The 22,689-nt window shown below is 52.9% G+C and carries 18 protein-coding genes; 9 read left to right on the plus strand and 9 right to left on the minus strand.

What is annotated here, in order from left to right; all coding sequences use genetic code 11:
* Positions 1–94 precede the first annotated feature (94 nt).
* Complete coding sequence (locus JW984_15535; GenBank protein MBN1574609.1) at positions 95–1,672, plus strand: DUF2330 domain-containing protein; 1,578 nt, start codon at positions 95–97, stop codon at positions 1,670–1,672.
* A 183-nt stretch (positions 1,673–1,855) separates the two neighbouring features.
* On the opposite strand, the gene JW984_15540 is transcribed toward JW984_15535, so the two are convergent.
* The gene (locus JW984_15540; protein ID MBN1574610.1) at positions 1,856–2,539 is read right to left on the minus strand and encodes a PHP domain-containing protein; all 684 of its coding nucleotides are present in this window, start codon (positions 2,537–2,539) and stop codon (positions 1,856–1,858) included.
* A gap of 487 nt (positions 2,540–3,026) precedes the next feature.
* On the opposite strand from JW984_15540, the gene JW984_15545 reads away from it, so the two are divergent.
* The 7 genes from JW984_15545 to nagA all read left to right on the plus strand — a co-directional run bounded on the left by JW984_15545 (position 3,027) and on the right by nagA (position 10,392).
* A complete protein-coding gene (locus tag JW984_15545; GenBank protein ID MBN1574611.1) occupies positions 3,027–3,836 on the plus strand; it encodes an AAC(3) family N-acetyltransferase in 810 nt (269 codons plus the stop codon).
* Between the two features lie 19 nt (positions 3,837–3,855).
* Positions 3,856–4,590 carry an SIS domain-containing protein gene (locus tag JW984_15550; GenBank protein MBN1574612.1) on the plus strand — a complete coding sequence of 245 codons (735 nt, stop codon included), beginning with the start codon at positions 3,856–3,858 and terminating at the stop codon, positions 4,588–4,590.
* Positions 4,591–4,675: 85 nt separating this feature from the next.
* Positions 4,676–5,476 (plus strand): hypothetical protein, encoded by an 801-nt coding sequence (locus JW984_15555; protein MBN1574613.1) that lies wholly within the window; start codon positions 4,676–4,678, stop codon positions 5,474–5,476.
* Between the two features lie 47 nt (positions 5,477–5,523).
* Positions 5,524–6,870, plus strand: coding sequence for an MFS transporter (locus JW984_15560; GenBank protein ID MBN1574614.1), 1,347 nt, complete (start codon positions 5,524–5,526; stop codon positions 6,868–6,870).
* Between the two features lie 6 nt (positions 6,871–6,876).
* Positions 6,877–7,941, plus strand: a complete 1,065-nt coding sequence (locus JW984_15565) for a hypothetical protein (GenBank protein MBN1574615.1) — start codon at positions 6,877–6,879, stop codon at positions 7,939–7,941.
* A complete protein-coding gene (locus tag JW984_15570) occupies positions 7,941–9,251 on the plus strand; it encodes a hypothetical protein (protein ID MBN1574616.1) in 1,311 nt (436 codons plus the stop codon). Before JW984_15565 ends, JW984_15570 begins: the two co-directional genes overlap by 1 nt.
* The gene (gene nagA / locus JW984_15575) at positions 9,232–10,392 is read left to right on the plus strand and encodes an N-acetylglucosamine-6-phosphate deacetylase (protein ID MBN1574617.1); all 1,161 of its coding nucleotides are present in this window, start codon (positions 9,232–9,234) and stop codon (positions 10,390–10,392) included. Before JW984_15570 ends, nagA begins: the two co-directional genes overlap by 20 nt.
* 485 nt (positions 10,393–10,877) lie before the next feature.
* On the opposite strand, the gene JW984_15580 is transcribed toward nagA, so the two are convergent.
* The 7 genes from JW984_15580 to JW984_15610 form a co-directional block, all read right to left on the minus strand.
* Positions 10,878–12,038, minus strand: coding sequence for a 2Fe-2S iron-sulfur cluster binding domain-containing protein (locus tag JW984_15580; GenBank protein MBN1574618.1), 1,161 nt, complete (start codon positions 12,036–12,038; stop codon positions 10,878–10,880).
* Between the two features lie 13 nt (positions 12,039–12,051).
* Positions 12,052–13,560, minus strand: coding sequence for an NAD(P)/FAD-dependent oxidoreductase (locus tag JW984_15585; protein MBN1574619.1), 1,509 nt, complete (start codon positions 13,558–13,560; stop codon positions 12,052–12,054).
* A 271-nt stretch (positions 13,561–13,831) separates the two neighbouring features.
* On the minus strand, positions 13,832–15,877 hold the full coding sequence (locus tag JW984_15590; protein MBN1574620.1) for an FAD-dependent oxidoreductase: 2,046 nt from the start codon (positions 15,875–15,877) through the stop codon (positions 13,832–13,834).
* Positions 15,878–15,979: 102 nt separating this feature from the next.
* A complete protein-coding gene (locus tag JW984_15595; protein ID MBN1574621.1) occupies positions 15,980–16,459 on the minus strand; it encodes a YiiD C-terminal domain-containing protein in 480 nt (159 codons plus the stop codon).
* Positions 16,460–16,517: 58 nt separating this feature from the next.
* On the minus strand, positions 16,518–17,327 hold the full coding sequence (locus tag JW984_15600) for an enoyl-CoA hydratase/isomerase family protein (GenBank protein MBN1574622.1): 810 nt from the start codon (positions 17,325–17,327) through the stop codon (positions 16,518–16,520).
* 61 nt (positions 17,328–17,388) lie between these two features.
* The gene (locus JW984_15605) at positions 17,389–18,381 is read right to left on the minus strand and encodes a nitronate monooxygenase (protein ID MBN1574623.1); all 993 of its coding nucleotides are present in this window, start codon (positions 18,379–18,381) and stop codon (positions 17,389–17,391) included.
* A gap of 47 nt (positions 18,382–18,428) precedes the next feature.
* Positions 18,429–19,403, minus strand: coding sequence for a nitronate monooxygenase (locus tag JW984_15610; GenBank protein ID MBN1574624.1), 975 nt, complete (start codon positions 19,401–19,403; stop codon positions 18,429–18,431).
* Positions 19,404–19,879: 476 nt separating this feature from the next.
* On the opposite strand from JW984_15610, the gene JW984_15615 reads away from it, so the two are divergent.
* Complete coding sequence (locus tag JW984_15615; protein MBN1574625.1) at positions 19,880–20,653, plus strand: hypothetical protein; 774 nt, start codon at positions 19,880–19,882, stop codon at positions 20,651–20,653.
* A 395-nt stretch (positions 20,654–21,048) separates the two neighbouring features.
* Here JW984_15615 and JW984_15620 read toward each other — a convergent pair whose 3' ends face one another.
* The gene (locus JW984_15620; protein ID MBN1574626.1) at positions 21,049–22,668 is read right to left on the minus strand and encodes a sulfatase; all 1,620 of its coding nucleotides are present in this window, start codon (positions 22,666–22,668) and stop codon (positions 21,049–21,051) included.
* Positions 22,669–22,689 lie beyond the last annotated feature (21 nt).

The raw sequence follows: 22,689 nt of genomic DNA on the forward strand, positions 1-22,689 counted from the left end.
TCCTTGACACCGCCACATAAAATCGCTTATAATATGAATTTGAGATAAAAGTATAACAACTTTGCTAATTTGAGGTATAATAATGAGACATTTAATGAAATATTATTTAAAAATAGAGGAAGTTTTATATTCTCCTGACAAAAAAGTATCCAAAAATACAAGAATCGTTATACTCCTTTTTATATTATTGACCCTCTCCCTTACAATCCCCATTTCACGGGCCTCGGCCGACAGGGGGTCAATCGCGGTAACGGCGGAGGTGGATTCATCGGTCTTCGAGCCCTCCCAAAACGCCGTCATCGCCTGGAACGGTGTCGAGGAGATATTGATACTCACCACCGATTCTCACACGTCAAAAAGTGGAAAGATCTTGGAATTTATCCCCCTTCCGGCAAAACCCACGGCGGTCGAGGAGGCCCCCGAGAAGACCTTTGAGAGGGCTTTGAGACTCATAATAAAAAAGGCTCCCAGAATGGATTTGGGAAGGGGAACGAAAAACGGCAGGGAAGTCAAGGGTAAGGTCCCTGGTATCGAAGTGGTGATGGAGACGACCATCGGCCCCCACGACGTCACCGTGGTCAGGGTCGAAGACGTGGATGATTTCTACAGATGGTTAAAGAACTTTTTTGAAAAGGAGGGGTTTTCGGAAACACCAAGACAAGTGACCGGCTTCAAGTCAATAGTATCCTCCTACATTGACAGGGGAATCAATTATTTCGTCTTCGATCTGGTGGACGCAAAGGAGAATCCCGAGGCGGTAAAGCCGCTTCTCTATCGTTTCAGGACGGAGCGCCTCTACTATCCCCTCTATATTTCTTCAAGGATAGCAGGGGACACCAAGATAACCCTATTCCTCGTGACCCCCGGAGTTCCAAAGGAGAAGTCCCTTCCCCGCGGCTTCTCATTCGAGAACTACGTTCTCTCTATCCCGGATCAAAAGGAGACCAAAAGAATCGTGGAAAAGATGGTCCCCATCTCCTTTCCCATAAGCTTGATCGAGAGGGTTTTTCTCTCCCCCCCGATAGCGACCCTTATATCCGGCTTCGACACCAGGGCGTATTTTTCCGTAGTATACTACGAAGGCCCACCGAGGTATCTCAGGTACGATTTCGAGCTTTCCATGGAAGATTTCATTTCTTCAGATTTTGAATGCGCCGAGAGGTCGAGAGCCAAGAGAGAGGGCTTTGAAAATTCGATTCCTGAGGGGTATAAAGACATCGTTCTTGATCATCCGTCGAATCGATTCAAGACCGGCGGCTCGGACGATTACACCTCTTCGGCCTCCATAGACGGCGATCCTGAAACGCCCTATACGCTCAACATAGGCGGGTCCTGGTGGATAGACCTGGGCTCCGAGACGGAGATCGATGCCGTTGAAATCTTAGCGGCCGTAAAGGTCCCTGACATCGACCCCTCAAAAAACAGCCTCTACCTCTTCGGCTCCGATACTGGGGAGTTTGGAGGAGAAGAAAAACGGATTAATACTACCTACCTCGAGAGCCACACAACCCCCTATTCGTCCGACAATCCCTATCACAACGCAAAGAGGTTGAGGCTAAACGAAAAGCGGTTCAAGGCGCGCTATATAAAGATCACCTACCCCTATTCCGAATCCACAAGCCCGATTTATCTCTTCGAGGTCATGGTACTTTTAAAGAAGAGAATAGATTAACGGGAAAAATCAGGTAATTACGAAACCGAACTACAACGGGGATAAATGGTTCGAAAACTCTGGGGTATGGGGAGGTACGGACATTATTGTTTATGATCTATTTGTATTTAATAACCACAATACCATTTTCCAAAAAAACGGGCCTTCAGCAACTCACAGTTTTCAAAGAAAGCTCTTCAATCTTCAGCCGTTTAACCCCACCTTTCTCGTCGGTCGACATCTGCCCTCCTTGACAAGCCTTACGATGTCTGAGATCTCACCTATCTCCTCAGGGAACAGGGTTAAGGCCTTGCCCACTCCCCAGGGGAAGTGGGCGTCGCTTCCGGCCACCTCCGGTATCCCGTAGGGATTGTGGAAGACGCCCCTGATTCCGTTGTAGCGCTCTATGGCATCAAACATAACTTCATTTTTTCCCGGGCAACTGTGGGGATGCGCGAGAACCGACAATGCCCCCACTTTATCAGCGGTCTCAACGACCTCCCCCACATCGAAGTCCATCCTCCCCAATCCCCCCGGCAGCTTATCCACAAATGCGGTTATATCTTCCGGGTAGATCAAAATGTCATTCTGTCCGCACGTTACCTCCATGCCGATCAAGGCCAGAACGCCGTGCTCCTTAAACGATTTCAACAGCTTGTCGTATCTCTGAACCGTGACATTGTCCGCCGCCCAGCCGAAGTTGTGGTCTGTAATCACGATACCGTCGAGGTTTTCCAAGTTGGCATAATGGGGAATCTGAAGGGAGTCGTAGTTAGCACAGGGAGAGCCGATTACCGTATGAACATGTAGATCCCAGCGATGGATGTATTCTTCATGGTAAGTCTCATCATCGTTAATTTCGATATTTTCTCCGTTTTTCTCTTTCATAGATCTTAAGGCTCTTTTCGCTTCTTATTAGGCCAATCAGCGCAGATATAAAAATAAAGTGTCTTACATTTTAGCATAGATTTCAGGTAGAAAAACCTTAAAAAGCGTGTTATAATTACAATTAAATACCTATTTAACGAATTATGATGTATAATTATTATATTATATTAATATGATATTATATACTATCGTATATTTTTGTATTAAACACCTTATTTAGCGTCGTACTGTCAAAATCGTATATGCTTTATTTGACAACATTGATTATACCCAAATAAAGTCTTTATGATGATTCTAAAATTACTTTAACGAAATTATAAAATACTAAGATTCCGTAATATACAATTTATAAAATATTCTCAATATCATAAATGTATATTTTAGATAGTCTATGTTAAGGCTATATTTTTACAAAAAAAGTCACATTAAAAACCTTATTCCTTGACTTGATAATATTTACAGATTATAGTTATTCTATATTGGAACAATGATGCGCAAAAAGGAAATAGGAAAGGAGGAGATAAAAGAAGGGCTTAAGACCCTTGGTATTGGTCTCGGGGACAAATTTTTAGTTCACTCCAGTCTCAAGATGATGGGATGGGTTAATGGGGGCGCAAACGCTGTAATCGATGCCTTGATGTCGCTCGTAACGTCTTCCGGGACGATTATGATGCCGGCTTTTACTTTTCCTCCAGTAGAGCTTTTCGATCCCAAATCCACCCCCACTACCCTCGGGGCAATAGCCGAAACTTTTAGAAAACACGAAGATGTAGTAAGGAGCCTCCATCCATCTCACTCGGTGGCCGTATGGGGAAAAGACAGCGAAAAATACGCCGACCTCCATCTTGATTCCACGGCCTTGGGAATCGGCTCTCCCGTTCACGGATTGATAGAGGCTCATGGGGATATATTACTTCTGGGAGTGGGACACTGGGCGAATTCTGCTATTCACGTCGCCGAGGCGATAGCAAAAGTCCCATATCTCAATATCCCTTACAGTGAAGACTATGCAAAACCCCTGGCCGTAAAGACGGCCGATGGTTCGATAAAAGAGGTTCCGACCAAGGAAAATCCTGGATGCAGTATCAATTTCGTCGCGGCAGAAACCCCTTTAAGAAATGCCGGCCTTCTGAAGTATCAGCGAGTTGGTGATGCGCTTTTTCAGAGGGTCGACGGGAAAGGACTGATAAGCCTGTTGAAAAATATATTGATCAAAAATCCGGACGCTCTTCTTTGTTCTTGGAACTTATGCCCCTTTTGCCACAGGGCAAGGGCGGTAATTTCTTCAACAAAATGATTTAGAGGAACAGAAATTTATGTGGGAAAAATTTTTCGATCACATTTCGGACATGATTACCGAAGTAAAAAACTCGCAGGGTAACAACTTGAAAGCATCTGCAGAACTCGTTGCAAAGGCTATCGAATCCGGAGGTATCATTCATACATTCGGAACTGGTCATTCATCGCTGTTGGCTCAGGAGATATTTTGCAGAGCGGGTGGAATAGTCCCCGTTAATGCAATTCTCGATCCTTGCTTTCTACTCTCCTACGGGGCGATCAGGAGCTCATCGATGGAGAGGACCCCGGGCATTGCCAGCTCCGCGATAGAGGGCCATACAATAAGGTCCGGAGACGTGGCGATAATCATCTCAAACTCGGGGAGAAATGTAGCCCCGGTAGAAATGGCCCTCAAACTAAAAAAGATGGGTCTGTCCATAATAGCCCTCACAAGCCTTAAACATTCAGAAAGCGTTAAGTCCGGTCATCCTTCCGAGAAAAAGCTTTACGATATAGCCGATGTCGTGTTGGACAATTTGGGCCCAAGGGGCGATGCCTCTTTTCAGGTGCCGGGAGTAAAGGCCCCAATGGGAGCTACTTCCGGAATTATAGGCTCTATACTCCTTCATTCCATAATCATAGAAGCGGTATCGATCCTCGCCTCAAAGGGAAAGGCCCCCGCGGTATTTCAGAGCATTAACGCAGAGACCGATCAATTGGAAGAGCTTACAAGAGAGTTTATGAAATACAAGGGGAGAATCAAGCATTTCTGATCCGATCCAAATTGAAAGCGATACTACGGTCATTTCGATCCTTCCGGTCCCCGAAACAACGGAAGGTCTTGGCGTAAGGTTTGTATTGGGAGGTTGGATAGCCGACTTTCATGACAAAACCGGTTACTCGTTCATTTCCGACGATTTTCCGAAAGACAGGGTTGTGGGCTTTGGATTCCCGGACGAGTTTATAAGCCCGATTATTCCCCTCGATGATCCCGGAAAAGCCGATAAGGGGGTTAAAATCGGCGTCGGAAGGATCAACCTCTTAAGGCTCGGAAGCTACAGGTTTACCGAGGAGCCGGGACTGATCGAGATTTTCCCCTGGAACATAGAAAAGAAAAAAGACGCCGTAAAATTCATCCAGGAGTTCATAGAGAACGAAATAGGTTACAGGCTCGAAAAGAGGATCGAGCTCCATTCAGGAAGGGAGGCCGGCTTCACAATCTCGTTTGAGCTCAAAAACCTCTCCAGAAAACGGACCATCCAGACCCTCTGGTATTACCACCCCTTTGTGGCGCCGGGGGGCATGGGCGCCGACTGCTATATAGTCCTGCCGGAAACACTGAGACCCGCCTTTGACTTCATCAAACCCCTTACAGAAGACGACTCCGGCAGACTTCGCCTCCCCGACGACTTCAGCGAGATAAAGACACAGCTCATGGAGTTTACCCCTGCCGACATGGGTCATCTGAACAGGTTTTCTGTGGGGAACGTCAACCACAGAGCGGCCCTCCTTATCGAGGGGGACTTTCCCCTCGCCTTTCTCAGAATCTGGTACGAGCCGAGGACCTACTCCCCGGAGCCCTTCTACTATATAACACTTCCCGCCGGCGATAAAATATCATGGTCGATAAAAAACAGTATCATTGAATCCAAATTATAGTTATAATATGCGAATTGTAACCCTATATATTTTTAGAGGGGAAGATTATGGCAGAGAAGTTTACAAAGAAGCTCACAAACAAGGAGATATTTTTCTATAACTGGGGCTCCATAAGCCTCAACTTCATTGAAGGAGTGCTTTTTGCGTGGATCATGTTTTTCTACGCCCCAACCGATCCCAAACCGGGCCAGATCGTCTATATACCGATCGTATTAACTGGGATCATCCTGGCGCTGGGAAGGGTTTTCGACGCCATCACCGATCCCCTTATCGGAAATTTCTCCGACAATCTGAAGAGCAGGTGGGGGCGGAGAAAGCCCTTTATCGTCTTCGGAACACCCTTGATGATCATCGCCTTTATATTTTTCTGGACACCGCCCGTGGTCGGGGAGTCGTTGTATAACGTCCTCTATCTGGGAGTTCTGTTCTTGATCTACTTCCTCTTCTACACCGCCATAGGAATCCCCTACGACGCCCTCCTTGCCGAGATAGCCCTGACCTCGGAGGACAGGGTAAAGCTAACTTCCTGGAAGCTCGTCTACGCAATTATCGGCTTTATGCTGGTCGCCGCCGCGGCTCCTATGTACCAACACTGGGGGCCCTTCAAGATGGGCCTTGTCGTGGGGGCCATCGGCTTTGTTACCATGTATATGTGTCTTCCGGGTATTAAGGAGCTTCCCGCGGAGTTTTCCGGCGCCGATAAAAAGATCGGCCTCTGGGACTCTTTAAAGGCCACGTTCGGCAACAGGCAGTTTCTCTTCTTCGGGATAGCCATCATCCTCCTCTACATGTGTTATATGGTTTTAATTCCGGTCGTCCCATATTTGAACGATGTAATTTTGGATAAGGAGCCGGAATTCGTCATGTACCTTCAGATAGAGTTCATACTCTTTATGGTGGCGTCGGTTCCCCTCTGGATGTGGCTCAGCAAGAAATATGCGAAAAGAACTCTTCTCCGTGTCGTGTCTTTATTGTTGGCTCTCTTTTTCCCGCTGTTTTTCTTTGTGGGAATGATTCCCGGGGTGCCGGTTATCGTCCAGCCCTTTATAGTGTTTCCGTTTGTGAGCATACCCCTCGGGGGATTTATGATCCTCGTCTACGCAATGATGGGGGACGTCGTTGACTATGACCAGATGCTCACGGGAAAGAGGCGTGAATCGATGTACTACGGCGTCTTCGGCTTCTCCCGAAAGGTGGGATTCGCCTTTGCGGTTTTTTCATTCCCGATCCTCTTTGATATTTTCGGAGCAGTGCCCGGAAATGATTTGGGGATCCGGCTGGTCTGGATTATGCTGAGTGTAGTCTCCCTTATAGGCTTCTTTGTGCTTTTCGGCTACAAGCTTGGCGACTCCCCCGAAGAGACGAGGGAGATCATGGGTATTAAGCAGAGGTGATCTAACGTGAAGAGTGGAGGCGTTATCATCTCCATCGACGGCGGCGGGACCAAAACCACCGCCGTCGCCGTAACCGGTGAGGGAAAGGTCGTCGGGGTCGGAATGTCCGGCCCTGGAAACCACGTCCTCTCCCCCATAGAGGTAGTGAGAGAATCGTTGAGGGAGGCGGTGACCCTTGCCGTCAAGAGCGCCGGCTTGGTGGAGAGCGACCTCCTGATCATATGCGGAGACACGGCGGGAATCGGCCACCAGCGGGAGGGCGCCCAGTACGTGGAGGCTATCCTGTCCGAGGTCTTTACAGACACCGAGGTCTATCTCGTTGGGGACATGGTGGCCGGGTTCTACGGGGCAGTGCCGAAAGATCGAAGGAGCGGAGTTGTGGCCACCGCCGGCACCGGCTCCTCCATCTACGGCCTCAACGAGGGGGGCGAGGGATTTCAGGTCGGCGGTTGGGGACATATCATCGGGGATGAGGGGAGCGCCTACGACATCGCCGTCTCGGGGATGAGGGCCGCCTCGAAGGCCTTCGACGGAAGGGGCAGGCCCACGAGTCTAACATCGGCGTTCCCGAAGTATTTCGGCGTCGACGACATGTTCCTGGTTCAGATACCGATATACCTCGGCGAGATCATGACGAGGGAGGAGATAGATAAGGGAGACACGGACGTCGAGTACAGCTCGGTCAGCTCCGGGCTCTCCAGAGAGAAGATCGCCGGGGCCGCCGTGGCGGTTGCCGAAGAGGCAAAAAAAGGCGACAAAGTGGCGATAGAAGTCATGAAGGGGGCTGCCGAGGAGCTCGCCCTGGGCGTCGTCACGGTGGCGAAAAAGCTCTCCATTTCTAAGGACGATCTCGTTGTCTCATACGCCGGAAGCGTCTTTAACGCGGGAAAGATAATCTTAGAGCCTTTCTCAAACTACATTCTGAAGGATTATCCGGAAGCGAAGGTAATCGAGCCTTTTCTTCCCACTGTGGGCGGGGGAATCAGGGTAGCCTTTACGAGGCTCGGCATAGATTTCGCAAGCGCCGCCGACAGGATCAAAGAGGAACTGAAGGCCCGGGGTGTCGCCTGATGGAGGAGAACTTATTAAGGGCATCGGCGGCTGTCGTTGACATTACCCCCCCGATAGGCTTTCCCCTGGGGGGCTACATAATGCGAAACGGGGTCTCGACCGGTGTCCTCGATCCAATCCAGGCAAGAATAGGATACATCACGGACGGCAAGTCTTCAATCGTAATGGTCGGCTTCGACTGGATTTACATACTCGGCGGATGGGGCCGCTCCCTGAGGAAGGGGATCGGAGAAGCCCTCGGGATAGATTCCAAAAATGTAATTTTAGCGGCAACCCACACCCACTCCGGCCCCGGGATATTCGGTTCATTCCACACGGTAGAAGACGGCGGCAGCGGCGAGTACCTGAAGGAGGTCCCGGAGAGACTCATTAATGCCGCGGTCATGCTCTGCTCCGCTTCCAGATTCGTCACCATAAAAAAGGGGAAGATCAGGATTGAGAGCATCGGGGCAAACAGGAACGACCCGGACGGTTTTTTTGACGACACCATGGTGGGCCTCCACTTTTTTGATGAGGGGGACGACCTGGTTATGCGGCTTCTGAACTACGGCTGTCACCCCACCGCTTTAGGCGCCGATAACCTCCTCTTCTCGGGCGACTTTGTCGGCTACGGCCTTGACCTCCTCGACGGCAAATGGGGGGGAGCCTCTATCTTCATGAACGGGGCCGCCGGTGACGTCAGCACCAGGTTCACGAGACGGGGCAGGACGTCGGAGGAGCGAAAGAGGCTCGGCGACATTTTTTTTGAGGCCGCTAATTTCATGCAGAAGACCGCTGTACCCCACACCGGGAATGAAATAAAAATAAGGTCCGAGGCGGTCCCCGTCGCCTATCGGGAGCTGCCCGCCGTCGAACAATCGGAAGCGATCATCGATGAGATAAAAGGCAGGCTCGACGGCGGAAGAAAGGCGGGGCTTTCCAAAGAGGAAATCAGAAAATTGGAGTCCCTGAAGGAGGGGGCGCTGGCAAGGCTCCTGATCTCGAAGCTGGGGGGAATCGAGGCCGTTATCGGCAAAAGGAAGATGGAAACCGAGGTCGAACTTTTGATGATCGGGGAGATGGGAATCCTCTTTATACCGGGCGAGGTCATGAGCAAGACGGCGATGAAGCTGAAGACTTTGTCGGAGTTTCCACTTATGGTGGTGGGATACGCCAACGATTACCTGGGCTACCTCGTCGAGAAAGACGAAAGCAGTGAGGGAGATTACGAGTCGTTCGTAACATTTCTCTCAGACGGATCGATAAAAGAGATAATCAATACGGCCGAGAAACTTATAGGAGAACAAGCCATTGAAAGACGTTTTGATTAAAGGCGGTCGCCTGATCAGGGAAAACGAGATCCTCGATGACATGGACGTCCTTCTGTCAGGGGGAAAGATCGCGTCCGTGGACAGGGCGCTTCACGACAAGGCCGAGGGTGCGGAGATCGTAGACGCCGGAGGACTGTATATCTCCCCCGGCTTTCTTGACATCCACATCCACGGGGCGATGGGGGAGATGTGCGAGATCGCAACCCTCGAGGGAATGAAAAAAATATCCCTGACCCTCGCCAAATACGGGACTACGGCCTTCCTTCCCACCCTAGGCGCCTCCCCCCACGAGGATACCGTCCGGCTCCTCAAGATCATCGCCGGAGCAAAGGATAAGGTAGAGGGGGCCGAGATTGTCGGGATAAACATGGAGGGGCCTTACCTCAACCCGAAGTGGGCGGGCGCCCAGAGGGCAGACGCCATAAGGAACTACAGCAAGGAGGAGCTGAAGGAGTATATTAAAGTGACCGACGGCCTCCTTACCGTCATGGGGCTCGCCCCGGAGGTGGAGGGGGGAATGGAACTCGTCTCCGACCTGAAGGAGGCGGGTATTATACCCTGCGCCGTCCACACGGACGCAACGTACGACCAAACGACAGAAGCGATGAAGCACGGCCTCAAGCTCACCGGACATACCTTTAACGCCATGAGGCCTATCCACCATAGAGAGCCGGGAATAATAGTTGCGGCGATGCTTACAGACGATCTTTTTTCGGAGTATATCGCGGACGGCTTCCACACCTACACCCCCATAATCGAGATGGCCTACAGACTCAAGGGTGAGAAGAGACTGGTTTTCGTCTCCGACTCCGTGGGCGGGATGGGAATACCGGACGGCTACTACGAGTTCTTCGGGACACAGTGCAAGGTCTCAAACGGGAGGATCACCATCGGGGACTCCGACATACTGGCGGGGAGCGCAAGCCCCCTCCTCTTCGGCGTAAAGAACCTCCATAAGACCTCGGAGATCATCCCCCTTCCTCACATAATACGGATGGCGACACTGACACCGGCCGAAGTCATAGGCGTTGAAGACCGCCTGGGCAGCATCGATGTCGGGAAGGACGCCAGCGTCATACTGTTGAATGACAAGCTCGACGTCGTCAGGGTATGGGTCAGTGGTAAGGAGATTAGATATTAGTCTATCTCTTCAACCGAAATGCCAGTAATCAGCTTTTAATATATCCCAAATATCGCAGGTTTGGATCTCGCGGGATGGATTTCTTTTCACAAGGGGATAGTCAGATTGGTTAAAGCTGAGTAAGTGCTCCTATAAACAAAAAGGCCCCGAACCGCTCCGGATTTCATCCGGGTCGATCGGGGCCCCTTAAAAATCAATCAATCAGCCTTGGCCCATTCGCTCCTGTCTCGTCGGGGCCTCGTTTATACAAACTTCATTCGGCCCCTTACCACCGCTCTTCCCTAATATGTCAGCCAAACCCTACTATTATCGATGTCACCTGTCCTTTTACCAACAATGTCAGCCGGGCCTTTTCAAATCAACCTTTGGGGATCAAAACACCGCCGGCATCTAAACAACAGACCCTGTATATACATTACGCTTTAGAACAAACAATATTACTACCCCCACACCTGCAACGCAATGTTCAAAATTGCTCCAGTCTATCAGTAACTTATCTCCATGTCCGACAGGGGATAGGCCATGCATGAGTGGATGTAATCGTACCACCTGTCCGACTCCCTTATGGGAACCCTGTCCGGCATGAACGCCTTGCCGACGTGGACCTTCGTACGGCAGTAGCTGCACTCCCCGCTCCTGCAGAGGTAGGGGGACACCAGCCCCGCCCTTTCGAGGCTGCTAAGGATCGGCTCTCCTGCCTTGGCGTCTATCGTCTTCTCGCCGTTGACTTTTATCTTGAAAACCTTATCCGGAGATACATCCGAGGGCCAGCCCGGCTCCTTTGTGATGTCCGCCGGCGGGCCGTACGCCTCCTTCTTGATCCTTCTCCCCGGGACCTTCAGCTTTTCAAGCTCGGGCATCACGAAGGAGTACATGAGGTTCGGCCCGCACATGTAGAAGGTCTTCCCCTTTACGCTGCCCAAAAAGTCCTTTATTACATCGGCCGTGATAAATCCAGTAACACCCTTATAGCCGGCCGGCGGCTCCGAGACAACGAGCTGGTAGTTGATATTCTTGTGCTTTTCCGATATAGCCTTGAACTCGTCGCCGAAGATCACATCGTCAGTGGTGCGGCTTCCGTAGATCAACCAGATATTGAAGTCGAGTCCCCGGTCGATCACCTCCCTGATGATGCTCCTAAACGGGGTGATCCCGGAGCCGCCGCCGATGAAGACGAGGTCTTTTCCGTCGGTCAAGGGCTCGTGATAGAAGGAGCCGGACGGCGCCGATATCTGAAACTCGTCCCCCACCTTTACGTCGTCCATAAGGTAGTGGGAGACGAAGCCCTCCTCCATCCTCCTTACCGTGACGTCGTAGTAGCCCCTGGTGTGGGGCGGAGACGAGATCGTGAAGGAGCGCCCCGTCAAGACCTTTCCGATCTTTACCTTGAGGCTCACGTACTGGCCGGCCCGAAACGGCGGAAGGTAGCCGTCCTTCGGCGACAGTCTTATTGTCTTGGTGGATGGGGTCTCTTCAATAATATCGACCGCCTTTACGTCTATCGACTTCGGGTGGAGGAGGCTAACGAAGCTCTCCACGAAATCCTTGGGGAGGGTGAGATCACCGAAGACCCTTTTCAGTATCTCCCTCTCCTCTATGGCCTCCTTGAATCCCTCGACGTTACCTAAAAACTCCTGAATATTCATTTTGGTCTCCCCCCTATTTCATTAATTTGCCAAGGGCCCTGCCGCCGGCGATGGAGCCGGCCGCGATCGACGGCTGAAATCCGCCTCCCGGAATCGTCCAGGCGCCCGCAAAGAACAGGCCGTCTACCGGGGCCTTGTGCTGAAGCCTCAGAAGACCGGAATCGGACAGATACTGGTCGGTGCCGTAGATGGCCCCTCCCGGGTTTCCGGTGTAGCGCATGTTGGTCACCGGGGTCGCCACCTCGATCACCTCGATATGCTCCCTCAATCCGGGGAAGTATTTCTCCCCCACCTCGAGCATACCCTCTGCGTATCGGTTCTTCACGTCCACGTATCTGTCCGGGGGTATCATGTACCAGGGACGGGCGTAGGCGGTCGCTGTCATCACGATCACCGATGTCCCCGGGGGCGAGAAGAGCGGGTCGGTCACGTTGTAGCAGGTAAAGAGTATCCCCTCCGGCGGCTTCATGGTGAAGCCCCTCTCCCACGCCTCCTCTATGCCGCTGCCCATGTTGAGGAAGTTCTCGTGGACCGTAGCCCCTATCGTCTCCGACGGGCAGTCGAGCCCGATGTAGAGGTTCACGGTGGAAAAGCCGATTATCTTGCTGTTCATCTCCCTCTGGAACTCCCTCGGCGTGTTCTCCGGTCCCACAAGGTTTATCATGGTGGAGAGGGGGTTGGCATTGGACACCACTACCGTGGCCGTCACCTCCTCGTCCTCGTCGGTGACAACGCCGGTCACCTTCCCGTCCTTCACGTTTATCTTCTTGACCCCGGTGTTGAACTTTACGACGCCGCCGCTCTCGAAGAAGGTGTCCATGAAGGCGTTGGAGAGCGCCTGGCACCTCCCCCTTATGTGGTGGGGCGGGTTTGTGAGAAATGCGTCCCATATGGCGGACATGAGCTGAAACGGGACCTTGGAAGGGGGAAGGCCGGCGTATCCCCAGTAGGGGGATAGTACGCTCTTCAACCTCTCGTCCTTTACAAAGGTATCGAGGACCTCCCCGTAGGTCTTCATCCCGTTTTTTACGAATGTAGGGAATTTATCCACGGAGAAGTCGTCCGAGCGGGCAGCCGCGGAGTTGATAATTCCCTTGTAGTCCTTCATGAGGTTTATCGTCGTATCGAAGAAGTTCTCGATCCCCTCGGCCTCACCAGGGAATTCCTCCATCAACATCTCCTCGCACTCGTCCCGGTTCGCCGGCAGGGTCATGTCGATGTTGTCGTCCACCACCCTGTAGAGATCCGGCATCCGGATAAACTCGACCTTGTCGGCCACCCCGATGGCGGTCAGGTACTGGTAGAGGTCTCCCGGCACCCCTTCCGGGCTCTTCACCCCGGAAAGCTCGTGGAGGGCCACGTCGAATTCGAACCTGCCCCGGCAAAACGAGGTGGCGTACCCGCCGGGAATGTTGTGGCGCTCCAGTAGGAGTACGCTTTTCCCCTGCTTTGCGATCAACGTGGCGGCGGACATCCCTCCCAGCCCCGCCCCGATAACGACCGCATCGTATTTCTTCGCCATGATATTACTCCTTGTCATTGCAGTAGCAATTTTTAAATTGGACCATCGGCCCAGTCTATTTAAGATTTACAATTACCGATTATTATGGATCTCCCTTGGCCTTTGGTCTTTGATATCCCGACTCCCACCACAATTTTTACCCCCCTCCCCCCAATCCCCCAAAGATGATTTTGTCCCCCCCTTCCTTCCCCCCCCTCCTGAACATCAAATGACCACCCCCTTTAATGCCCCACCCCCCCTAAATGTCCAAATCCCGCTTCAGCCGGAAGCCCTACAGATTGTACGCCTCCTCGAATCCCTCCTGAACCGCCTCGGTGATCTTCCTCGGCCCTTTTGCATCACCTATCGTTATCACCTTGATGTCATTTCCGGATACCGCGTCCATAAGCTTCCTCACCGACTTCGCCCCCACCGCAGTAATCACGGTGTCCGCCGGTATCGAGTACTGTCTGTTATTCGACTCCACAATAACCGCGTCGTCGGTGATCTCGACGAGCTTCGTCTTGGGCTTGAGGTTTACGCCCAGGAGCTTCAGGCTCTTCATGAGGGACCACCTCGATGTCTTCCCCACGTTTTCGGCCAGCCTCTCGACCATGTCGATTACGGTTATCGTCTTTCCGGTCTTGTACAAAAGCTCCCTTGCAAACTCGATCTCCTCGGCGTTGTGGTACAGGATAAACCTCATGGTGTCGGCGTCCGGGGTTCCCATAGCGGCGATGTAGTGGGCGGTCTCACAACCCGTAGCGCTCCCCCCGATTATCACGATATTGTCCCCGATCTCCGTCACCCTGTCCATCAGGACGTCCCAGGCGCTTATAACGTGGGGCTTGTTTATTCCGGGGACCTTGATCTCTATGGGCTCGGCGCCGGTGGCGACGACCAGTACGTCCGGGTTCGACTTTTTCACCATCTCAGGGGTAAGCTCCGTTTCGAGCCTGACCTCAACGCCGAACTTCTTCATCCTGTTCTCGAAGCTCTCTATGATGTTCATAAGCTCTCTCTTCCCCGGCGGTGACATGGCGAGGTTTATCTGCCCGCCGAGTCTCGATTCCTTCTCGTAGAGCGTGACGTCGTGTCCCAACAATCCCGCCGTGACTGCAAACTCCATCCCTGCTGGGCCTCCCCCGGCGATCAAGACCTTCAGCTTCTTTTTCGCCTTCCCCTCTTTTTTCGGGAACTCGAGCTCCCTTCCCGCCCTCGGGTTGAGGATGCAGGAGACGGACCTACCCTCGAATACCGCGTTGAAGCACCCCTGGTTGCAGGCTATGCAGGGGACGATCTCGTCGTACCTCCCCTCCTTTACCTTGTTGGGAAGCTCCGGGTCGCATATCAGGGGCCTCCCCCAGCAGACGAGGTCGCAGGCCTTCGACCTGATCGCCCTCTCGGCCACCTCAGGGTTGCCGAGGCGGTTTGACGCGAAGACCGGGATGTTGACCTTCTCCTTTATCCCTCTGGCGAGGTAGAGGTACACCCCCTGCGGGACGTTGGTGGTAAGCTGGGGGATGTAGGTCTCGTGCCAGCCGCCGGTCACGTTTATGGCGTCGGCCCCCGCTTTTTCGCACTCCGCGGCGAAGATGGCCGACTCCTTGTTTGTGTGCCCGCCCTCCATGAAGTCGTTTCCGGCAATCCTGATTCCCACTGCGACCGTATCTCCTACCGCCTCCTTTATCCCCTTGACTATCTCTATCCCGAAGCGCATCCTGTTCTCGATCGGGCCGCCGTACTCGTCTGTGCGTTTGTTGGTCAGAGGCGAGAGGAACTGGCTTATGAGGTATCCGGTGCACCCCACCGGCTCCACGTAGTCGAACCCCGCCTCCACTGCCCGCTTGGCGGCGTCAACGAAGGCTCTCTGGACCTCGGCGATATCGTCTTTTGTCATCTCTCTCGGGGTCTCACCGGTTAGCTTTCCGGGTATTGCGGATGGTGCGACAGGAGTATTTCCCGTGAAGTAGGAAAAGGCGTTCCTCCCCATGTGGAAGAGCTGCGTTCCCGCCTTTACGCCGGTGTCCCTCTTTATCTCCTCTATGAAGCGGCTAAGCGCCTCGACGTTCCTGTCGTCGAAGAGCTCCGGCACGTAAGGGGCGGCTCCGACTCTGTCTATGGCTATCGGGCCGATCAGCATCAGCCCCACTCCTCCCTCGGCCCTCTCCCTGAAATATTCCTTGAAGCGGTCGGTGAAAGTATAATCGTCCGTATAGCCAAGCCCCATGGCCGGCATGACTATCCTGTTCTTTATCTCGATCGGGCCGACCTTGACCCTCTCGAAGAGCCTTACAATCTTGAAGTCGCCTCTCTTATAGGCTTTATCGAAAACCAAGAGTCAATCCTCCTTTAGGAGTGCAGATTTGTTTTTGAGCAAACGAGTCCTTTAGGCGGCGAGTCCGCTCAATTCATCGGTCGGTCGGAACAGGCCCTTGTGTTATGTCTTCGGAAAGGGGGCCACCATTCCCTCCGGCATCTGGCGGATCTGCCAGATACCCTTTACGATCGACACGACCTCGCCTTTGGCGTCTTTCAACTCCAGCTCCATCTCGAAATCGGCCTTTCCCTTATCATCCGCCTCCTTCTGGATCCTGTCCGCCTCCTGTTTGTCCATCGACACCTCGACCGTGATGTCGGTAAAAGCGGGACGGCGAAAGCGGATGTTGATCTCCTTTACGATCGGGACATACTTGTGCACGTCAAAGGAGCATACGTGGATTATTCCCCCGTTTATCTCCCCGATGGTAAAGAGGGACCCGGCGTACATCATATTGATGTGGTTGACGTTTCCCTCCAGGGGCATCAGGAGCTTTGCGTACCTCTCCTTCATCTCCAGGATCTTTATGCCGGTTCTCCTTATTCCCTCGATGCTGGTTATGGCGAATTCCGCGGCCGGCCTGAATCTTTCCTCAATCACCTTGAACCTCCATTGGCTTGATTGTCATAAAATATCCGGGATGTAACGCTGACGCCGGTTACCTCCTCTTCCAGTTCGGCTCCCTCCGCTCCATCTTTGCCTGCACACCCTCCTTGAAGTCCTCCGACCTCAATATCTGGGACTGGAGGTTTATCTCCATGTCGAGCTGGGTCATGAGATTCACCCCCTCACCCTGCTTGGCTATCCTCTTTACCGCGCCCACGGAGATGGGCGACGTCTTCGCGATTTCCTGGGCGAGGTTTTCCGCCTCTTTTAGCAGCTGATCCTTGGGGAATATGTGGTTGACGAGGCCCCACTTCAGCGCGGTCTCTGCGTCGTACATCCTGCCCGTCATCAGAATCTCCATCGCCCTCTGCTGGCCGAGCTGCTTGCAGAGGCGCGCCGTTCCCCCAAGGTCGGGGATAACGCCGATCTGAAGCTCCTGCATTCCCCACATGCAGTCGTCGCTCATAAGCCTTATGTCGCATGCCAGTGTGAACTCCACGGCCATTCCGAAAATACGCTCATGGATCGCGCAAATGATCGGCACCTCTATCGCCTCGAGGCGGTTGAGATAATGCTGGTACTTGTGGATGTCGGACCTTATCGTGGCACCCCCAGCCGCCGAATCCGCCATAAACCTCGTCACGAGCATCCCGAGGGAGTTGAAATCGACCCCGGCGGAGAATAGCTTTCCCTCCCCCTTGACGATGATCGCCCTCACCTCCGGATCATTTACAACGCTCTCGACCTTTTCGGCGATGTCGATCAGCATATCGAACGTGATGGCATTTCTCTTCTCGGGGCGGTTGAGAGTTAAGTAATATATATTCCCCTTCTTTTCACCGAGCACGTGGTTTTCGGACATCTCTCTCCTCCCAATAAAGAACTTTTTCGATCAACTTGACAGTTGACCTCTCATATCAATATTATTTTACTATTTTCTTGCTTGTCTTCTCAAGGGTTTCCACGGCCTCTTTCGCCATTCTGTCGAGAAGCTCCTTGACCGTCACGATCTCCTTTATAAGGCCTATCGACTGACCTACCATCAGGGGCGCAAAATCCACGTTTCCTTTCTCCCACGCCTCCTTGATACGCTGCCCAGAGATCAATGGGATCAGATCTTCCAATCCGCCTCCAGACTCCTCGATCTCGATCACCTCTTCTATAACCTTGCTCTTCAAGGCCCTTCCCTGTAGGCCGATCGACTGGCCGAATATTGTGGTGTCGAACTCCTGTCTCTTCAAAAGCTCGTTCTTTATATTATTATGGCAGGGACACTCCACCGTGGCGATGAAGCGGCTCGCCATCATAACCCCCTCGGCACCGAGGGTAAGAGCCGCCGCAACCGAGCGTCCGTCCGCTATCCCGCCCACCGTGACCACAGGGATATCCACCTCTTCGGTTATCCTCGGGGTCAGGAGCATCGTAGTTACGTCGTCGTTCAAGGGGTGACCTCCCTCCTCGATTCCCGCCGCGTATATACCGTCGTAGCCCACTTTTGCGGCGTGTACGGCGTGGCGGACGGCACCCACCTTCTGAAACATCTTGACATTAGCCTTCTTTAGGCTCTCTATCGCGTCCATCCCCAACCCCCTGTCCAGGGGGGCGCCGGAGATCTCGACCCCTGCGATCTTCTCCTCGGCGCAGACCTTCACGTACATGGCGTGGTGCTCCCCGGTAATCCTCAAAGAGGGGAGGATCGTTATTCCGACCATGAACGGCTTGTCGGTCAGCTTCCTAACCTCGTTTATAGCGGCCCGAAATTCGTCTTCCGTTTCGTAGTTCGCGGCGGTGAGATTTCCTATTCCTCCCGCCTCGGAGATTGCGGCGCAGAGGGGCGGAATGGATAGCCACATCATGGCGCCGCAAAATATCGGATATTTAACGCCGAACATCTTGGTTATCTTAGTTTGGAACATAATTCCCTCCTGAAATTGTAATATTTACCTTACTATCCGTGACCTTATTATCCGTTAAAGATTCCATTAAGCCTCTTCAAAACTCCCTCCGCCTCAGCTATCATCCCCTCCACGATCTCCTTGATCCCCTTAATATCGTCAATGAGCCCCACACACTCCCCGACGGCGATGACGCCCATTTTCGTGTCGCCCGTCTCGTAGGCCTTTTTCCCCACCTTGCCGCTGGCATAGGTGATGAGCTCCTCCAGGGTCGTGCCCCGCGCCTCAATCTCCCTGACCTTCTTTGCTGTCTCGTTGTTCATGACCCGCATCGGATTGTAGATGCTCCTGAGGAGGACCGTGGTGTCGTTTTCGGTGGCGTTTATGAACCAGTCCTTGAAATTCTTGTGGACGATCGACTCCTTGGAAGCCATAAACCTCGTCCCCATGACGACCCCCTCCGCCCCCAGCGACAGGGCGGCGAGAAAGCTCTTCCCGTCTACTATACCCCCCGCCGCCAGCACCGGAACGTCGAGGACCTTGGACGCCTTGTTTATCAGGATCAACGAGGTCACGTCCGCCATGCCCGGGTGTCCCCCGCACTCGAATCCCACGATGGTAACGGCGTCCGCGCCTAGGCTCTCCGCCTTCCTGGCGAAGCGCACCTGCGGGACCTTGTGGATCAAGGGGATTCTCGCGTCCTTTATCAAAGGGGCCAGGGCTTCCGGAGAGCGCCCCGCTGTCTCTATGGCGTTGACCTTCTCCTCTATCCCGACGGCGAGATAATCCATCGTCAGCTCCCCCTCGCTGAACTCGGGGAGCATCGATATGTTGAGACCGATAGGTTTATCGGTCAAGTCCCTTGTTCTCTTTATCTCGGCCCTCAGGCCTTCAGGAGTCTCGAAGGAGGCCGCGGGGATAAATCCCATACCGCCCGCCTCGGAGACGGCCGAAACGAGCTCGGCATAGGACAGCCACTGCATTCCTCCCATGAGGATCGGATACTTGATCCCCAAAAGCTCGGTAATTCTGGTCTTAAACATGAACCCTCCATATCAAATATTAAAGCAGAATAATACGCCTGACCTTATAGCTTACTCCAGCCGATTTTACAGGCTTAAGAGAATAATACGCCATATCTAACAACCGCCCAAACCACCATCTTAAAGTATAACTTTAAGCTTTAAGCTACGTTTTTATACCAGAATATCTTTGTCGTGTCAACATATTTCGTAAAAGATTTTTCCCATTTTACAAACTATTTCATACTATTGTCTTCCTCAAAACTCGAGGTTTTTTCAAAGAACAGAATAAACTTAATATCACACTTTTTGTCTTGACACAAAAAAATTTGAGAATAGAATTCAAAAGGCCCCTGAGGAAAATTTTCAAGGATAAACTTTACATATTTAAATAGATTATCCGTGACCATCAAAAAATGCTGTTAAAAAATATCCTGCGGCGTGAACTAAAAATCGCAATATCGATTTCGCTGTCAATATATCTTGTATCGTGTTCCATGATTTCCACCATCATCGGGCCTTTTGATGGGGGAGACTGGAGATCGGAGGCGTGGGAGGAACTCCGGGCCGAGATAAGAGACGAGAGAAAGGGCCTGTTCAACGACAAGGGCCTCTTCGGAGAGATCGATTCTCTCATCAAAAAGAAGATCGAGGCCACTCCCGTATTCGCCGAAAACGTGAAGGGCCGTCCGTCGGACGAGATATACCTCCTCTCGCCGAGGAACACGGCTGTCAGGGGTAGCCTCTGGGACGGGACATTTAGGTGGAATTGGGCCGTTGGGGGATCGAATTACGTCTTTCACCTCTACAAGGACGGCGCGGAGATAGTCGAGACCCCGAGAAACGGCAAAAGGACGATCAATCTGAAAGATTCAGTGGAATTTATCCCCGGGGCCCTCTACACGTGGGATGTGACTTGCTGCGTGAATATCTGCAACCTCCCCCTCTCTTCAAACGCCTTTGACCGCCCCGAGTTTTTTATCATCACCACGGACGAGGAGAGGGCCGTCGAAAGGGAGATCATAGCTGTCGCGAGGCTTTCTGCCTCACGGGGGACAGGGGGCTCGCCTGTGGACATCGCCCTTAGGGGACTTGTCCTCGAAAGGCACCGGCTCTACATGGAGGAGGTGAAGCTCCTCTCTGACGGGATTAAAAAGCACCCGAAATCCGCGCTCCTCCACCTCGTCCTTTCATCGGTCTCGGACCTCACCGCATGTCCCTTGAAGGCGAGAGAGGAGTACGAAAGGGCAAGGGAGCTCTCCACCAAATAGAGCGGCGGGAGTCGATAGCGGGGCCGGGATTCTCGCAAAAAGCATATCCTGTCAATGCCGGCCAATGAGTGGTAATAAGGTGGAAATCGAATTTGATAAATATCGACGGAAACACGCGATGGATGCCCGCCTGCAAGCCGGCCCTACCGATCCCCAAATCGGCGGCGGTTCCGCCCAATCCAAGAGACGTCGGAGAGCGCCGTTTTCAATGGCCCTTACCCCATTGTATTACTGATTTGATGGAGCCGAGACCGGTTTTCTATATGAGCGGTAAATAGTTAAATATACTTAACATTCGGCCCGCCGAATCATCCGTATTAAATATCCCTGCAAAAGAAGAAATATTAACGTCCCCATCCACCCGAGGCGCCACCTAAAACACCACCAAAAAGATATTATTTTACGCCCTTTCCACCAATCCATCCCCTCGGGTTTGCCGCCATCTCACCCTCCCACCTCTCCATCTCCTCAAGGAGCCTGCGGCCTATCTCTGGATAGGTGTCGATCACGTTGTAGTTTTCGCCAGGGTCGTTGTCCATGTCGTACAGAAGGGGCCACTTGCCCAGCCTCCCCCTTCCCATCTTCCCCAGGGGCTTGGTCTCCTTGTCCACCGGCATCGGATAGACGTAGTGATGGATGTTGCGGAAGTACTTCCACCTACCCATCCTCACCCCCTCAAGCTCGTCCTGGTGATAGAAGAAAAGCGCCTCGTGGGGAGACGATTTTGACCTTCCAGTTAAAAGCCCGTTCATGTCCACGCCGTCGATTACGCGGTCGACTGGGGGATTGAGTCCCGCCAGCCCAAGACATGTGGGGAAGATGTCTATGTTCATGGCCGGCTCTTCGCATAAACTCCCGGCAGGAATATGCCCTGGGAACCTGGCGATCATGGGGACCCTGAATCCGCCCTCGTAGCTCTGACCCTTCCTCCCCCTCAGTCCGCCGGGGCTCCCCTCGAACCAGGGGCCGTTGTCGCTGGTGAATATCACGAGTGTCTTTTTTTCGAGGCCGTTTCTCTTCAGACAATCGAGGAGCTCGCCCACGCTCCAGTCGACCTCCTCCACAGTATCCCCGTATATCCCGCCGAGGGACTTCCCCCTGAACCGCTCCGATGCGAAAAGGGGCTGGTGGGGAAACGTGTGTGCGAAGTAGAAGAAAAACGGGGCGTCCTTGGAGCCCTCTATGAACTCCACCGCCTTGTCGGTGTAAAGCCCGGTGAGCCTCGCCTGATCGAGCCCTATGTCCGCCTCCATCTCCTCCCTGTTGCTGTAGAGGGGACAGGGAAACATGTCGTTGCTGTGGGGCAGCCCGAAGAAGAAATCGAAGCCGTGCTCGAGGGGGTTGTACTCCGGCTGTTTGCTCAGATCACCCAGGTGCCATTTGCCCACCATCCCGGTCTTGTATCCGGCCAGCTTCAGCGCCTCTGAGAGGGTGATCTCCTCATCGGGAATCCCCTCAAGTGTGCTGGGAGACCCCATGTCGGTAACGCCCAGCTTGCCTATCGTGTGGCCCAGCTTCTGAACCGCAGACCTCTTGAACGACTCATCCTTCGGCCATATCGGCCATGTCACACCGGAGCGCTGGGGGTACCTCCCAGTGAGGAGTCCGGCCCTCGAAGGCGAGCACAATGCGTTGCAGGAGTAAAAGTCGGTAAATCGAATCCCCTCCCCCGCCAGCCTGTCGATATTCGGCGTCCTGATTGACCCGCCGCCGTAGCAGCCGAGGTCGCCGTAGCCCATGTCGTCGGCGTTTATTATGACGATATTCGGCCTGTAACCGAGAATAGGCTCTGACTTTGTGATCAACTTACTAACGTCAAGCTGATATTTATCTAACACGGACGATTTGGGAGCATCGCCGCCGCGGCAGCCGTACAGGGAGCCGGTCATCAACCCTCCCAGAGCGGCGGCGCCAGTCAGCGCGCTTATCCTCATGAAGTCCCTGCGCCTCAACCTTGAGAAACTCCAATCCCCTTTGCCGAAAAAGGAATAATTATAGAATCCTTTGTCTCCCATTTTATCACCTCAATAACTATA

This window comes from Candidatus Zymogenus saltonus, from assembly GCA_016929395.1.
Lineage (GTDB): Bacteria > Desulfobacterota > Zymogenia > Zymogenales > Zymogenaceae > Zymogenus > Zymogenus saltonus.

Excerpts from the sequence above, each read along its gene's own strand:
- JW984_15535 (MBN1574609.1), top strand. The coding sequence starts at position 95 with ATGAAATATTATTTAAAAATAGAGGAAGTTTTATATTCTCCTGACAAA.
- JW984_15540 (MBN1574610.1), bottom strand. The coding sequence starts at position 2,539 with ATGAAAGAGAAAAACGGAGAAAATATCGAAATTAACGATGATGAGACT.
- JW984_15545 (MBN1574611.1), top strand. The coding sequence starts at position 3,027 with ATGATGCGCAAAAAGGAAATAGGAAAGGAGGAGATAAAAGAAGGGCTT.
- JW984_15550 (MBN1574612.1), top strand. The coding sequence starts at position 3,856 with ATGTGGGAAAAATTTTTCGATCACATTTCGGACATGATTACCGAAGTA.
- JW984_15560 (MBN1574614.1), top strand. The coding sequence starts at position 5,524 with ATGGCAGAGAAGTTTACAAAGAAGCTCACAAACAAGGAGATATTTTTC.
- JW984_15570 (MBN1574616.1), top strand. The coding sequence starts at position 7,941 with ATGGAGGAGAACTTATTAAGGGCATCGGCGGCTGTCGTTGACATTACC.
- JW984_15580 (MBN1574618.1), bottom strand. The coding sequence starts at position 12,038 with ATGAATATTCAGGAGTTTTTAGGTAACGTCGAGGGATTCAAGGAGGCC.
- JW984_15585 (MBN1574619.1), bottom strand. The coding sequence starts at position 13,560 with ATGGCGAAGAAATACGATGCGGTCGTTATCGGGGCGGGGCTGGGAGGG.
- JW984_15600 (MBN1574622.1), bottom strand. The coding sequence starts at position 17,327 with ATGTCCGAAAACCACGTGCTCGGTGAAAAGAAGGGGAATATATATTAC.
- JW984_15605 (MBN1574623.1), bottom strand. The coding sequence starts at position 18,381 with ATGTTCCAAACTAAGATAACCAAGATGTTCGGCGTTAAATATCCGATA.
- JW984_15610 (MBN1574624.1), bottom strand. The coding sequence starts at position 19,403 with ATGTTTAAGACCAGAATTACCGAGCTTTTGGGGATCAAGTATCCGATC.
- JW984_15615 (MBN1574625.1), top strand. The coding sequence starts at position 19,880 with ATGATTTCCACCATCATCGGGCCTTTTGATGGGGGAGACTGGAGATCG.
- JW984_15620 (MBN1574626.1), bottom strand. The coding sequence starts at position 22,668 with ATGGGAGACAAAGGATTCTATAATTATTCCTTTTTCGGCAAAGGGGAT.